Raw genomic sequence first — 14,804 nt, 5'->3', positions numbered from 1 at the left:
CCACGGGGTGGGGCAGGATGTCGTCGTGGAGATCGCCATCGGGCTGCTCGCGATCGCAGCCACCGTCCTCGGGGGGTCCTGGCTCGCCGACCGCTTCGACCTGCCGCCGCCGCTCGTCCTCATCGTCATCGGCATCCTCGGGTCCTACCTGCCGTTCGTGCCCGAGGTGGCCCTGAGCCCCGAGGTCGTGCTGCTCGGCATCCTCCCGCCCCTGCTGTACGCCGCCGCGATCCAGACCTCGCTCGTCGACTTCCGCAACAACCGGGGAGTCATCCTCAGCCTGTCGGTCGGGCTCGTGCTCTTCACGGCACTCGGGGTGGCGCTCTTCCTCCAGTGGGCGCTCGGCCTCGACTTCGCGGTCGCCTTCGCGATCGGTGCGGTCGTCGCGCCGCCGGACGCGGTCGCGGCGACGGCGGTCGGCCGTCGCATCGGGCTGCCGCGGCGCCTCGTGTCGATCCTCGAGGGCGAGTCGCTCGTCAACGACGCCACGGCCCTCGTCTCGCTGCGCACGGCGCTCGCCGCGGCCGGACTCGCGACGGGGTTGGCGGCCAACGGCGTGACCTTCGGCGGCGTCGTGCTCGACTTCGCCTGGGCGTCGGTGGGCGGCATCGCGGTCGGCGTCGTCGTCGCGCTCGTCGTCTCGGTGCTGCGCCGGCACTTCTCGACCGAACCGGCCTTCGACACGGTGCTGTCGTTCATGGTGCCCTTCGCGGCCTACGTCCCCGCCGAGGAGCTGCACGCCTCCGGCGTCATCGCCGTCGTCACGGCAGGCCTCGTGCTCGGCCACAAGTCGCCGCGCACCCAGACGGGGGCCTCGCGCCTCAGCGAGCGGATCAACTGGAGCTCGATCCAGTTCCTCCTCGAGAACGCCGTCTTCCTCCTCATCGGCCTGCAGGTCTTCTACGTCCTCGCCGAGGTCCGCAGCTCACCGCTGTCCGCCGGGCAGATCACGCTCGCGGCCGTCGGAACGCTCGTCGCCGTCCTGCTCCTCCGACCCCTCTGGATCGTGCCGTTCCGTTTCCTCAGCACCCAGGTGTTCCGCATCGAGGCACACGCACCCTGGACGCACACCGTGGTGCTGTCGTGGGCCGGCATGCGTGGCGTGGTGACCCTCGCTGCGGCCCTGCTGCTGCCGCCGGAGACCCCGCACCGGGACGTGCTGGTCCTCATCGCCGTCGTCGTCACCATCGGCACCCTGCTCATCCAGGGCACGACGCTGCCTGCTCTGGCCCGCTGGCTGGACGTGCGGGGGCCCGACCCCCGCGAGGACGCGCTCCAGGCGGCCACCGTGCTCCAGGCCGCGACGCGTTCCGGCCTCGACGCGCTCGACCGCATGGACGACGTCGACGAGGCGACGCGCGAGATGCTGCAGTCGCGCTCCGAGGACCGGCTCAACCAGATGTGGGAGCGGCTCGGGCCGCGCAGCGGCAACGACGACGAGACGCCGAGCGCGCGCTACTGCCGGGCCCGGTTGCAGATGCTGCAGGCCGAGCGCGAAGAGGTCCTGCGCCTGCGCGACGAGGGGCGGGCCGACCACGTCGTGCTCCGCGTCGTCCTCAGCAGCCTCGACCTGGAAGAGACCATGCTCGACCGCATCGACGACCAGGAGAGCCGCCTGGCAGAGAGTGAGATGTTGCCCGTGGACACCATCGAGGCCCCGTGCGAGCACCTGCAGGAGACCGACTCGTGCGTCGAGCCGCGCACCCCCGAAGGATGCGAGGAGTGCCTGCGCGACGGCACGACGTGGGTGCACCTGCGTCTCTGCCTCCAGTGCGGGCACGTCGGCTGCTGCGACTCCTCGGAGATGAAGCACGCCACGGCGCACTTCCACGAGAGGCAGCATCCCGTCATGCGCTCCATCGAGCCGGGCGAGGCGTGGCGCTGGTGTTTCGTCGACGAGGTCGTCGGCTGAGCCGCTACACCTCCTGTCCACTGAGTGCGCGGCTCTCTCAGCCGGGCGCCGTCGGGCACCGCCGCCCAGGTGCTGTGGCTCAGCGCAGCGACGCGATGGCTTCGACGATGCGTTCGGCGTTCGAACGGTCCCGGTGCGTGAAGAACGACTGTGCCCGGGCGGCATAGAGCTCCTGCATGGCGCCGTCTTCGTGCAGCTGACGCAGCACAGCGGATACAGCGGCCTCGGGATCCATGGCCACCGGCCCGAACCCGTCGGCTGCGAGATCGAAGTAGCCACGCCGGTAGTGGCGGCTGTGGAAGTCGTCAGGGTCGAAGGGGCACAACACGACCGGCGTGCCGAGATAGGCGGCGTCGAAGAAGGTCGATGACCAGTCGGTGACGAAGACCGAGCATTCCCGGATGGCCGACTGGATATTGCGGGACTTGGGGTCGCTGAACAAGTACCTAGGCTGGGCCTCGGCCAGGTCCTTGACGTGCGGTCCTACTTCGTAGTGTGGGAGGAACTCGAGCGTCGCATCGTATCGCTCGAGCCCGGCCTGAAGGAGGGGGGACGCGAGGAACTCCCGAAGGAAGTGAATGTAGGCCGAGTCCGCGAGCGCCTCACGCGCGGCTCTCGACTTCGCGTAGGACGGGCTGACCAGGTAGCTGCGCCATGTGGGCATGAACAGCACGCGAGGTCGCGGGCGATCGGGCTTGACCAGGGTGTCGAAACGTGCGAGCCCGGTGGTGACCACCTGGTCCGTGTAGTCCATCCGCTCGCGCACGTAGGCCGCCTCCCTATCCGAGGAGGTGCAGAACAGGTCGAAGCCGGTCACCCCGCGATGGAGGGCGTGCGACACGTCGTTGTAGATGACCCCATGCTGGAGGAAGACTCGGCGGCTCCCGACCCGCCATGCGAGGTGACGCTGATACTGCTCACGCGACCATCCGTCGGGAAGCATGTAGGCGTCGATGTCATAGGAGTTGACAAGGACGGCTGCGTGCAGCATGAGCCACCGGTGCCGTCGGGAGCTGTGCGCCACTACGTTGCCCAGGGCCGACAGCTCTGTGAAGCCCGGTGCCTTACGGTCGAGCACGTAATAGACGGGCAGGCGCGGATGGTGCCGTCTGAGGTGGGTGAACAGCGCGGCGGAGTTGTCCTGGGTCGTGTCGCGCCGCTCGCCGAGCAGCCACACCTTCTTGCGGCGCATGAACGGTCGCGTCAGCGCCCTGAGCACTCGCTGGGCGCCGAACGGTGCCTTCGTCCTCAGAGCGGCGAAGTCCTCCCGCAGCAGGTTCCGGCTCAACCTCCGCCGCTCGGCGGGGGTGGAGGCGTGACGGACGACGAGCTGGCAGTTGTCCCACCGGTCGACGCGCGGCAGCAGGCTCAGACCGGCCCGTCGGTGATGGCGCGCCGAGCGGAGGTAGCCCTGGCTCGGCTTCGTCCGCGTCGAGGCTTGGCCGGTCGGAGTGTGGAAGACCAGCCGAACGTGGTGTGCCCCCTCCTTGAGCCGGGCCAACGGTACGACGGCCTCGAAACCGCTGTAGCGGAGCTCGGGAGCCCGGGCGGCAACATCTGGGCGCTCGATCACCCGAGCCGGCACGGTGACGCCGCTGCCGCGTACGCGCAGTCCGATATCCAAGGTGGAGGTGCTGCTGAGGTCGAGGCCGGGCACGTTGAGGCGTCCGGTAAAGACGACCTCTCGACCATGACGCACGGTCACCGACTCCAGCCACGCATGCACCGTGTCGAGGTGCATGACCTCGTCGAGGTCGTCATAGCGGTCGAGTAGGAGCCGTCCGTCGTGCGCCCGGACCCGGGTCGCGTGCTCACCTCGGCGAGCGAACAGGTCGAAGTCGCGCTTGATCACCGCGGCGTACGGAATGCGGTGTCGTGCGTTGAGGGCTGACGCGGTGACGGCCTCCGGGGGGAAGTCCCCGTAGACAGCCACGGCCCGACGGAAGAAGTCTGCAAGTGCGGCGTGTTCCAGCATCTCGGGTGCACGCAGGAGAAAGCCCTGGAAGCTACGGACCATGAAGGTGCGCAAGGCGGCAGCACGGTCCTCGTCCAGCTGGGGCATCAGGTCGGCGAGCATCTCCTCGGCGAGCAGGTGGTCCTCGAAGTTCCGGGCCTCCGAGAAGAGGGAGTCCATGATCGACCCGCTCAACTCGCGCTTGCGGTACCGGTAGGTCACGGTTCGGGTCAGGACCGTCTCCCGGGACCACAGCAGGGCCGGAAGGGTGACGTAGACGTCCTCGAAGTGGACTCCCTCGCCAAATCGGAGCTTGTATTCCTGGAGATGGCTTCGGCGGAAGATCTTGTTGCAGGCGCTCGCGCTGTGCACGAGTGCCGGGGCCTGCGCCAGGCTGGTGATGCGCCGTGGCTCGGGCGCCATCTCCGTCTGCCACGGCCAAGTCGTGGTAGACGGGAAGGTCTGCATGTTTCCGACCACGACGTCGACGTGCTCGGTCACGAGGGAGCGCAGCTCGTGAGTGGCATCCGCGGGCAGGACGTCGTCGGAGTCGCAGAACGCCACGAAGGTGCCACCAGACGCGTCGAGCCCGGCGTTGCGCGCTGCGCCGAGACCGGCGTTGGCCTGCCGAATCAGCCGCACGTTCTCGTGCCGGCCCGCGAACTCGGCGGCGATGGCGCCTGAGTCGTCCGTGCTGCCGTCGTCGACAAGGACGACCTCGAGCTCGGCGAAGTCCTGCTGCGCCTCGATGGACTCGAGGCACTCCGTGAGGTAGGCAGAGACGTTATAGATGGGGACGATGACGCTCAGGTCGGTCGCAGCTGCCGGTCCCCTCATCCCCGGTCACCGGGCGAGGCCAGCTCGAACGAGGAGGGAAGCGGGAAGTACTGCTGCAGGAAGGTGTTGATCATCCGGGCCTGGGTAGCGGGGTCAACCCCGGTCGAATCGTGGTCGTTGAGGCAGAAGACGTCGAAGTTCCGTTTGCGCAACAGGCGCTCGAGGCGGGCTGGCGTATCCGGCCGTGCGATGTCTGCATAGAAGTACGCGATGGAGCCCGGCACAGCACGGCCCGTGAAGTATCCGTAGTAGTGGGCGAGCGAGGACGGGATGGAGATGTCCGAGTCGCTCCTGAACTGGGATCCCGCGGTGCGGGCGTGGTCGTCGCCGAAGCTCTGCTCGATCTCTGCCAGTACCGATCGCCGCATGGAGTGAGGTACGTGCTTCATCTTGTTCGTCACCTGGCGGCCGAAAGCCTTCACGAGCAGGTCGCGGTTGCGCTTCCCGGCGGCCATCACCGGCCAGTCCTCCGGTGCTGGGCCCCCGAGGCTGATCTTGGCGGTCGAGGGGAAGAAGTTCGTCAGGCCGTTGCTGCGCACGAACCGGCTGGGCTCCACAGATCGGCCAAAGAAAACGTCGTCGTTGAGGTATAGGAAGTGCTCTGACAGGCCATCGATTCGGTGTAGCTGCGACTCGATCGCGTGTGAATTGAAGGTGGGAAGGCGTCCGTGTTCCCCGAAGATGTCCTTGTGGTCCACAACGGTGATCTTGGGGTGGCTCGCGTCCAGCCAGGGCGGCATCTGAGCATCGGTGACGAGATAGACGTGGTTGACCCACCCGGCATACATCTCCACGGAGCGGAGAGAGAACTTGAGTTCGTCGCGGGAGAGGTAGCGTGAGGAGTTCGTGGCCAGCCGGTTGACGGCTCCGGTTCCCTTCACGCTACGGAGGGTTCGCGCGTGTCGGGCCTCCCACTCGGGGTCCGACCCGTCGACCCACGTGTAGACGATATCGATGGGCGTGCGCACCGAGTCCAGGTTCGGATGGCCGAGCCGGGAGAGGGTGGCGCGAGGCCGCCCGTCCACGTCGCGTGCCGCAATGGCCTGGTTATCGGGCTCCACGACGTCGATCCAGTGGTTTCGTCGGGGCGCGATCCACGTGCCGGCAGGCACCGGCTGGCTGCCGACTGCCAGTGGTCCGTCCTGGGTGGTCTGATCCCAGAACTGCACGTCGCAGCCCAGGTCGGCGGCGCTGAGGAACTGCCGGTCCGGCGTGCACAGGGCCTTGAAGACCCGAAGGTGCGGTGTGCCCACGGGGATGGGGCGGTGACCGATGACGCGCGGTCGGACGACCCGCGAGCCTGTCACCGGAGCGACATAGGCGCCAGCGGACGCCAGCTCGCGTTCCAGGGCCGTGCGAGCTTCGTGCGCGACATCCGACGGCACAACGACGAGGCGGCGCCTGTTGGTCTCGGCCTCCAGGACTACGTGTTCGACGTCGTGTCGCTCTAGCGTGTCCGCGACCAGGGCCAGGTTGTCGGCAAGGACCTGAACGGATGAGAAGGACGTGATCTGGTGGGCGAGCCAGTTCTCCTCGCCGTTGGACACTGTCACCGCGCCGCCACGCACCGACTGGGGCACCGCGGCGAGCATTCTGGTGGCGCGCCGATCCCGGTGGCGTCGCTGGAGCTCGGTGGTTCCGTGGACGAACGGGCGGACTCGGAGCCACCACGCCCGGGGAACACGTCTGAGCAGGCGAACCTTCAGATCGTGCGGCAAATGGTCGGYGAGGCGTGACATGTGGCAAAGCTCCCTGTGTGGTCGCTCTGGCGAGCGTCGTCGTGCTGTGCCCGACATCATCAGTTAGTCAGGCAACGCCCCGGAAAATAGCATGTTCCGCTCAGGCCGACGACTGGCCCGACACGGCCCATCGGAGAGGTGCACGGCCGGGTGGGAGCTGGCGATCCGCGGATCACTGCAGACGCTGGGTAATTCGGTGGGTTTCGCCGTCGTGGACCACGCTCGTCGTGGCGCCCTGGACGAGAGCGAGGAACGGCTGCACGTGCCCGCACTCGACGTCGGCGAGGATCGGCACGCCGAGCATCCCGAGCGCGTCGACGACGGCCGCGTGCTGGGTGAAGCCGTGCGGCTCGGGCGCATGGGTGCGTGAGACGAGGACGCCCGTGGCGGCGTCGAACCAGCCGCGCAGGCGCATGGCGTGCAGGGCCCGACAGATGTCGTAGCAGCTCCACTCGGCGATGTCGAGGAGCACGACGACGCCCTCGGGCGCGTGGTCCCGCGCGAAGGCGCCCATGTCGGCGAAGCGTCCGCCGGCCAGGAAGCTCACCGTCTCGACGCAGCCGGCGACGAGGCGGCCCGAGAAGGTGGCCGGCTCGTGCTCGTGACCCGGGTCGATGCGCGTCCACGTGCCGCGCCCTTCGAGGGTCATCTCGGAGACCGTCGGGTTGCCGGCGTAGTCGTCCCAGCCGCCGGTGCGGTGCCGCCCGGGGGAGTGCTGGCGCAGCTCGTCACCCACGGCGGCGGAGGCGACGTCGACCCAGTGGAGTATGCCGTCCGGCACGGCGAACGGGGTGTCCATGAGGTTCTGCCCGTGGATCGTCGCGATGCCGGTGGTCAGGGTGAGCGGGGTCAGCCACGTCGACGTGTCGGAGAAGCCGACGCACCAGGTCGGCTCGGCCGCCGAGACCGCATCGAGGTCGAGCAGGTCGAGCAGGTCGATGCCCGTCTCGCCGCCCCACGGCGGCACGACCGCCCGGGTGCTCGGGTCGAGCAGCATCGACATGAGCTCGTCGGCGCGCGCCCTGCGCGGCCCGCTCACGTGGGTGGGCGCGTGGTTGAGCTCGCCCACGACGACCTCGAAGCCGCGGTCACGGAGGCACTGGACGGCATACGCGAACCGCCCCCAGAGGGCGTCGGAGACGCCGGAGCTCGGCGAGGTCACGCCGATCCGGTCGCCGGGGCGCAGCGGGGCGGGGTAGCGGATCGGCATGGCTGCCATCGTGCCAGCCACGCCGATCCGCTTCAGCCCGGTGTCGGGCGATGTCAGGCCTTGGCGGCCGTGAAGCCCTGCTCGAGGTCCGCGACGATGTCGTCGATGTGCTCGATGCCCACCGAGAGGCGCACGAGCCCGGGCGTCACGCCGGCGGCGAGGCGGTCCTCGTCGGGACCCTGCGAGTGCGTCGTGGAGGCGGGGTGGATGACGAGCGAGCGCACGTCGCCGATGTTGGCGACGTGGCTGTGGAGAGTCAGCGCCTCGACGAACTTCTTGCCGGCCTCGAGCCCGCCCTCGATCTCGAACGAGAGCACGGCCCCCGCGCCGCGCGGCGTGTACTTCTCGGCGAGGGCGTGGAACGGGCTGTCGGGCAAGGACGCCCACACGACCTTCTCAACCTGGTCGTGGCCCTGGAGGTAGGCGGCGACCCGGTGCGCGTTCTCGAGGTGACGCTCGATGCGCAGCGACAGCGTCTCGATGCCCTGGGCGATGAGGAACGCGTTGAAGGGCGAGGCGGCTGGACCGAGGTCTCGCAGCAGCTGCACCCGCGCCTTGAGGATGAACGCGAGGTTGGCGCCGAGGGGGCTGCCCACGCCGAGGTCACGGGCGAACACGAGCCCGTGGTAGCTCTCCTCGGGCGTGTTGTAGTTGGGGAACTTCTCGGGGTCCGCGCCGAAGTCGAAGTTGCCCGAGTCGACGATGACACCCGCGATCGAGGTCCCGTGGCCGCCGAGGTACTTCGTCGCCGAGTGCACGACGATGTCGGCGCCCCATTCGATCGGGCGGATGAGGTAGGGCGTCGCGACGGTGTTGTCGACGACGAGCGGGACGCCGTGCTCGTGCGCGAGGGCCGCGACGGCCTCGATGTCGAGGATCTCGCTCTTGGGGTTGGCGATGGTCTCGCCGAAGAGGAGCTTCGTGTTGGGCCGGATCGCCGCCCGCCACGAGTCGATCGACGTCGGGTCCTCGACGAAGCCGACCTCGATGCCGAACTTCGGCAGCGTGTGCTTGAAGAGGTTGAAGGTGCCGCCGTAGAGGCTGGGGGAGACGACGACGTGGTCTCCGGCCTCGGCGATGTTGAGCACGGCGAGCGTCTCGGCGGCCTGGCCCGAGGCCACGAGGAGGGCGCCGACGCCCCCCTCGAGTGCCGCGATCCGCTGCTCGACGACGTCGGTCGTCGGGTTCATCAGACGGGTGTAGATGTTGCCGAACTCCTTGAGCCCGAAGAGGTTCGCGGCGTGGTCGGTGTCGTTGAAGACGTAGCTCGTCGTCTGGTAGATCGGCAGCGCGCGGGCTCCCGTGGCACTGTCGGGGGCCTGGCCGGCGTGGATCTGCTTGGTCTCGAAGGACCAGTTGGGCTCGGTCATCGGTCGTCCTGCTCTTCCTGGGTCGTGTCGCTGACCGGGTCCCGTGTCACCGGGCCCCCGTGCACCGACGGGTCGGTGCGGGAGAGAGGCTCTCCGCGCTTGCCCGAGCGCCGGGTGGCGTCGACGGGCCAGGTCTTCACCCGGGGCACCCCACCGCGGTTGGAGGGTTGCCGGCCAGCGAGCCGGGGCTTGTCGCTGGCGCTCATGACCTACCGGCGAGTGTACGTATGCGTGTCCGCCAGGTGGGAGGGCGTGTCCTCATCGTGGACGGGCACTTTCCGACGCACGCTCCCGACCGGCCCAGGGCGGGGTCGAACCGGACGGGATGGCTTGCAGGGCAGACGAGTTCGTTGTCCACAGGGGGTGCCCTAACTCTTGAAAGTCGCTCGAACACCTGTTCTGCTTGATGCATCGAAGGATCACCGAGAGGAGGCTCACCGTGCCGTACACGCCGTCACCGGTGGAGTCCTCCGGTGTGCCGGCGGGTGGGCGCTGGACGACTCTGCGGGTCGCGTGGACGGGCGATCGTGGCCGGCTGTCCCGGTCGCTGGGACCGGTGCTGGAGCGCTGGCGCGCGGATGCCGCACTCACCTGCGTTCCCGGTGCTGCGGTGGCCTGCGGGACGGGGCGCGCCGGTGATGCTGCCCGGGTGGTGGCCGGTGAGCGTGCGGCTGCAGCGGTGGCGTTGGAGGGGTTGGCGCGGGCCGGGGAGCGGGTGCTGGCCGAGATCGAGGCGCTCGAGGTCGCCAAGGCGCGCCTCGAGGCCGACCTGCTCGCCGCGTACGGCGCGCTGGCCGGCATCGAGGCCCAACAGGTCGACGCCCTCCCGGCCGGGGCCGCCGCCCGGGTGTCCGCGCGGGTCTCGCCCGAGCGGGTCGTCACCGAGGAGATCGCCCTCGCGACCGGGGTCGGCGCCGGGGAGGTCGCCCGCCGGCTGGCGCTGGCCACCGCACCCCGCCGGCACCGGGTCGTCCTCGGTGCGCTGCGCGCCGGTCGGTTGTCGCTGCACCGGGCGCTGCAGGTCGTCTCCGACACCGCCCAGCTCCCGGACGCGGACGTCACGTCGGTCGCGCAGGCGGTGCTCGCCCCGTCCCGGGACGGGCAGCCCGTCCCGCAACGGACCTTCACCGCCCGCCTGCGACGCGCGGTCGCGTCGGTCGATGCCCGCGGCGCCCAGGAACGGCACGCGCACGCCAGGGCCCGGCGCGGGGTGTTCGGCCGGCTCACCGACGACGGGATGGGCTGGCTCACCGTGACCACCGACGCCGCGAGCGTCGCTGCCGTCATGGACCGCCTCGACACCACCGCCCGGGGGCTGCGCGGCGCGGGCGATGCCCGCAGCCTCGACCAGCTCCGCGCCGACCTCGCCACCGACGCCCTGCTGCACCGACCGGGCCACCCCGGGGCAGCACTCCCTGCCGCGCCCGGACCCGCCGTCGACGTGGCGCCCCGGGAGGCGTCCGGAACCGCGTCCGGAACCGCGTCCAGCACGGCATCCGGAGCCATGCCCGGGACCATCTCGGGTGAGGCGGCGGCGCTGGCGTGGATCGTCGTCCCGTTCGAGGTCGCCACCGGCGAGGCCGACACCGCCTGCGAGCTCCCCGGCCACGGCTGGGTCACCGCCACCCACGCCCGCGAGATCATCACCCGCCCCGGATCCGTCTGGGCCACCCTGCCCGTCGACCTGCCCACCGGCCACGCCCTGTCCAGCCCGACCCACAGCTACCGCCCGACGCGCGCCATGGTCGAGCACGTCCAGGCCGTCGACGGAGTCTGCCGCGGACCCGACTGCCACGTCCCGGCCACCCGCTGCGACCTCGACCACGAGACCCCCTGGCCCACCGGACCCACCAGCGTCGGCAACCTCCACGCCAAACACCGCCTCCACCACAACCTCAAGACCGACGGCATCTGGACCTCCACCCCGACCCCCCACGACGGCCTCACCTGGACCACCCTCACCGGCCGCACCTACACCACCCACCCCAAGAACTGGCGCGCCGGCATCGCCCCGCTGGATCCACCGGATCCACCGGACCCACCGGATCCGAAGAGCCGGCCGAGCATGCTCGGGACGGACGGCGACCCACCACCGTTCTGATGCTGTCGACGGCGCCGTGGCGTGAATCACTAGGACGTCCTACTAAACCGAACTCGCGAGTAGGATGACGATTCGTGAGCACGAATGCCGACTTCGACCTGTTCCGGACCAGCGAGGACCACGAGGCCCTGAGGGAGGCCGTCCGCGCGGTCGCCGAGGACAAGATCGCCCCGTACGCCGCCGTCGTCGACGAGGAGGCGCGCTATCCCCAGGAGGCGCACGACGCCCTCGTCGCCTCCGACTTCTTCGCTCCGCACGTGCCCGAGGAGTACGACGGCGTCGGTGCCGACGCCCTCGCGACGTGCATCGTCATCGAGGAGGTCGCCCGGGTCGACGCCTCCGCGTCCCTCATCCCGGCCGTCAACAAGCTGGGCTCGCTCCCGCTCATCCTCGCCGCCAACGACGACGTCAAGGCCCGTTACCTGCCGCCCCTCGCCAAGGGCGAGACGACCTTCTCCTACGGTCTGTCCGAGCGCGAGGCCGGCTCCGACACCGCGTCGATGAAGTGCCGGGCCCGCCAGGACGGCGACGGCTGGGTGCTGAGCGGCCAGAAGTCGTGGATCACGAACGCCGGTGTGTCGGAGTACTACACGGTGCTTGCCGTCACCGACCCCGACGGACCTCGCGGCGGCAACGTCACGGCCTTCGTCGTCGAGAAGTCCGACCCGGGCTTCACCTTCGGCGCGAAGGAGCGCAAGCTCGGCATCAAGGGCAGCCCCACGCGCGAGCTGATCTTCGACAACGTCCGGATCCCCGGCGACCGCGTCGTCGGTGAGGTCGGCGACGGCCTCAAGATCGCCCTGCGCACGCTCGACCACACGCGCGTCACCATCGGCGCCCAGGCCGTCGGCATCGCCCAGGGCGCCCTCGACCAGGCGGTGGCCTACATCAAGGACCGCAAGCAGTTCGGCACGCGCATCGCCGACTTCCAGGGCATCCAGTTCATGCTTGCCGACATGGCGATGGAGCTCGAGGCCGCCCGCCAGATGGTCTACGTCGCGGCCGCCAAGTCCGAGCGCGGCGACAAGGACCTCACCTTCTTCGGTGCGGCCGCCAAGTGCTACGCCTCGGACGTCGCGATGAAGATCACGACCGACGCCGTGCAGCTGCTCGGCGGGGCGGGCTACACGAGCGACTTCCCGCTCGAGCGGATGATGCGTGACGCGAAGATCACCCAGATCTACGAGGGCACCAACCAGGTCCAGCGCCTGGTCATGGCCCGTCACGTCCTCAAGTAGGCTGGGCGCCGCTCGCGCGGGGAGGCCGGGCCATCGCGCCATGACACCCGACGACGAGAAGGACGCCTGTGGACCTGACTCCTGACCCCCAGCCCTCGGTCAGCGTCATCATGCCGATCCTCAACGAGGCGAGGCACCTTCGCGACGCCGTCGCGATGATCCTCGCGCAGGACTACTCCGGACCGCTCGAGATCGTCCTCGCGCTCGGGCCCTCGACGGACCGCACCGACGAGGTCGCCGCCGACCTCGCGGCCGCGGATGCCCGCGTGCACGTCGTGGCCAACCCGAGTGGGCGCACGCCCGACGGGCTCAACGCCGCCATCGGCGCCAGCACCGGCGCGGTCATCGTCCGCGTCGACGGTCACGCGGAGATCCCCGACGACTACATCAGCGTCGCGGTTGCCGAGCTGCTGCGGGTCGGCGCCGACAACGTGGGCGGGATCATGGACGCCCAGGGCACGTCGGCCTTCGAGCGCGCGGTGGCCGCCGCGATGCGCAGTCCGCTCGGCGTCGGGAGCGCCCGCTTCCACACCGGCGGCGAGCCCGGCGATGCCGACACCGTCTACCTCGGTGTCTTCCGTCGCGCGGCGCTCGAGCGAGTGGGCGGCTACGACCCGCACTTCGCCCGCGCGCAGGACTGGGAGATGAACCACCGCATCCGCGAGACGGGCGGCAAGGTGTGGTTCACGCCCGACCTCAAGGTCACCTACCGCCCCCGCGCATCCGTCCAGGCCCTCGCCAAGCAGTACTTCCACTACGGACGGTGGCGCCGGGTCGTCGCGAGGCACCACGAGGGGACCATCAACCCGCGCTACCTCGCACCGCCGACGATGGTCGGCGTCACGACGGTGGCCACGATCGCCGGTTTCGTGTGGCCGCCCGCCTGGATCGTCCCGGCGGCGTACGCCGCGGGCGTGACGGCCGGCGGACTCGCCATCAGCAGGGGCGAGTCGGCGGCGACCCGGGCCGCGACGCCCGTCGTCCTCGCGACGATGCACTGGTCGTGGGGCATAGGGTTCCTGACGAGCCCGAGCAGCCTCAAGCGCTGATCCGCGGGCGACCCCGCCCGACCTCTCCTCACACGACACCTCATCGGAAAGGGACGTCGATCGTGCTCGACAACGCGAAGCTGCTGGTTCAGCTGGGCCAGCAGGCCGTCCGCCGCCAGATGGCCAAGCGCAAGCTCTCCGCGCGGATGGAGCGCTCGGGCCTCGAGCGCGGCACCGACGCCCCGTTCCGCTGCGCCGTCTACTTCTCCGACGAACCGGTCAACCTCTACCAGATCCGGCAGTGGTACGCCCCCCTCCAGGAGCTGGCCAGGACGCAGCCCGTCGTCGTCATCTCGCGCATGCCCGAGACGACGAGCCTGCTCCTCGACGAGTGCCCGCTCCCGGTCCTGCACGGACCTCGTGTCACCGACATCGAGGCGTTCATGGCGGCCCACGAGATCGGTCTCGTCCTCTACGTCAACCAGAACGTCCGCAACTTCCAGATGTTGCGCTTCGCCGAGCCGGCCCACGTGTTCGTGAGCCACGGCGAGAGCGACAAGTCCTACATGGCCTCCAACCAGCTCAAGGCCTACGACCGGGTCTTCATCGCGGGACCGGCCGCCGCCGAGCGCCTCAGCGGTGCACTCGTCGAGTTCGACGTCGCCACGCGAGCGGTCGAGATCGGTCGGCCGCAGGCGGACGTCACCTACGAGGCGCCGCAGCTGCCCGACGACGGGCGCACCATGATCCTCTACGCCCCCACCTGGGAGGGCGACCGCCAGAGCATGGCCTACGGCTCCATCGCGACCCACGGCGCGGCGCTGCTGACCAGCCTGCTCGCCGACCGCCGGTTCCGGATCGTCTACCGACCGCACCCGCGCTCGGGGACGTTCGACCCGGCATACGGCACGGCGTCGACGCACCTGGCCCGCCTCGTCGCGGAGGCCAACCACGCCGACCCCGCGGCCGGACACCTCGTCGACACGGAGACGGCGTTCGGCTGGCACCTGGCCCGGCTCGACGCGTGCATCACCGACATCTCGGCCGTGGCCCTCGACTGGCTCGCCACCGGCAAGCCGCTCGTGCTGACGCGTCCCGCGAACCCGCGCGCCGACGTCGAGCCGACCCGGCTCAACACGAGCGTGCCGATGGTCGAGGTCGACCGCGCCCGCGAGATCATCGGCATCCTCGACGACGCGATGTCGGCGTCCGATGACTCCCGGGCCGGGGTCGTGCGGCACTACTTCGGCGACACGAGCCCCGGCGCAGCGACGCAGCGGTTCGTGCGCGCCTCGACCGATCTCATCGAGGCACGGCTCACCCGGATGGTGCGCCAGACCTAGACCGACCCGAGAGTGCCCCGGCACGGACCCGTAGCGGCCGTGGACGCGGCACATGGCGAGCACCCCTAGACTTCGGCGAGGATCGGGTGGGGGACCGCCCAGCCCGGCCCT

Annotated in this window: 9 protein-coding genes and 1 riboswitch; of the genes, 5 read left to right on the top strand and 4 right to left on the bottom strand. The window is 70.0% G+C overall.

Annotation, left to right across the window (positions count from 1 at the left end; all coding sequences use genetic code 11):
- Positions 1-25: 25 nt before the first annotated feature.
- Positions 26-1,912, top strand: coding sequence for a Na+/H+ antiporter (locus tag AB4Y83_RS08685; protein ID WP_442296566.1), 1,887 nt, complete (start codon positions 26-28; stop codon positions 1,910-1,912).
- Between the two features lie 79 nt (positions 1,913-1,991).
- On the opposite strand, the gene AB4Y83_RS08680 is transcribed toward AB4Y83_RS08685, so the two are convergent.
- From AB4Y83_RS08680 to AB4Y83_RS08665, 4 genes are all read right to left on the bottom strand, one after another.
- Complete coding sequence (locus AB4Y83_RS08680; RefSeq protein WP_442296565.1) at positions 1,992-4,703, bottom strand: bifunctional glycosyltransferase/CDP-glycerol:glycerophosphate glycerophosphotransferase; 2,712 nt, start codon at positions 4,701-4,703, stop codon at positions 1,992-1,994.
- Positions 4,700-6,283 (bottom strand): stealth family protein, encoded by a 1,584-nt coding sequence (locus tag AB4Y83_RS08675; protein WP_442296564.1) that lies wholly within the window; start codon positions 6,281-6,283, stop codon positions 4,700-4,702. Before AB4Y83_RS08675 ends, AB4Y83_RS08680 begins: the two co-directional genes overlap by 4 nt.
- Before the next feature lie 331 nt (positions 6,284-6,614).
- The gene (locus AB4Y83_RS08670) at positions 6,615-7,652 is read right to left on the bottom strand and encodes an LD-carboxypeptidase (RefSeq protein ID WP_442296563.1); all 1,038 of its coding nucleotides are present in this window, start codon (positions 7,650-7,652) and stop codon (positions 6,615-6,617) included.
- Between the two features lie 53 nt (positions 7,653-7,705).
- Complete coding sequence (locus AB4Y83_RS08665) at positions 7,706-9,022, bottom strand: bifunctional o-acetylhomoserine/o-acetylserine sulfhydrylase (protein ID WP_442296562.1); 1,317 nt, start codon at positions 9,020-9,022, stop codon at positions 7,706-7,708.
- Positions 9,023-9,112: 90 nt separating this feature from the next.
- Positions 9,113-9,232: riboswitch (SAM riboswitch) on the bottom strand.
- Between the two features lie 229 nt (positions 9,233-9,461).
- Here AB4Y83_RS08665 and AB4Y83_RS08660 point away from each other — a divergent pair.
- The 4 genes from AB4Y83_RS08660 (at position 9,462) to AB4Y83_RS08645 (ending at position 14,693) form a co-directional block, all read left to right on the top strand.
- Positions 9,462-11,123 (top strand): HNH endonuclease signature motif containing protein, encoded by a 1,662-nt coding sequence (locus AB4Y83_RS08660; RefSeq protein WP_442296561.1) that lies wholly within the window; start codon positions 9,462-9,464, stop codon positions 11,121-11,123.
- A 74-nt stretch (positions 11,124-11,197) separates the two neighbouring features.
- A complete protein-coding gene (locus tag AB4Y83_RS08655; protein ID WP_056775716.1) occupies positions 11,198-12,361 on the top strand; it encodes an acyl-CoA dehydrogenase family protein in 1,164 nt (387 codons plus the stop codon).
- Between the two features lie 68 nt (positions 12,362-12,429).
- Positions 12,430-13,410, top strand: coding sequence for a glycosyltransferase family 2 protein (locus AB4Y83_RS08650; protein ID WP_082619771.1), 981 nt, complete (start codon positions 12,430-12,432; stop codon positions 13,408-13,410).
- Positions 13,411-13,472: 62 nt separating this feature from the next.
- Positions 13,473-14,693 carry a CDP-glycerol glycerophosphotransferase family protein gene (locus AB4Y83_RS08645; protein ID WP_442296560.1) on the top strand — a complete coding sequence of 407 codons (1,221 nt, stop codon included), beginning with the start codon at positions 13,473-13,475 and terminating at the stop codon, positions 14,691-14,693.
- The last annotated feature ends 111 nt before the right edge of the window (positions 14,694-14,804 follow it).

The sequence above is a fragment of the Terrabacter sp. RAF57 genome, assembly GCF_052113925.1.
In the GTDB taxonomy this organism is placed as follows: Bacteria; Actinomycetota; Actinomycetes; order Actinomycetales; family Dermatophilaceae; genus Terrabacter.
This window is presented reverse-complemented; position numbering and strand designations above follow the sequence as displayed.

Coding starts and splice junctions, on each gene's coding strand:
- AB4Y83_RS08680 (WP_442296565.1), bottom strand. CDS start 4,703: ATGAGGGGACCGGCAGCTGCGACCGACCTGAGCGTCATCGTCCCCATC.
- AB4Y83_RS08665 (WP_442296562.1), bottom strand. CDS start 9,022: ATGACCGAGCCCAACTGGTCCTTCGAGACCAAGCAGATCCACGCCGGC.
- AB4Y83_RS08670 (WP_442296563.1), bottom strand. CDS start 7,652: ATGCCGATCCGCTACCCCGCCCCGCTGCGCCCCGGCGACCGGATCGGC.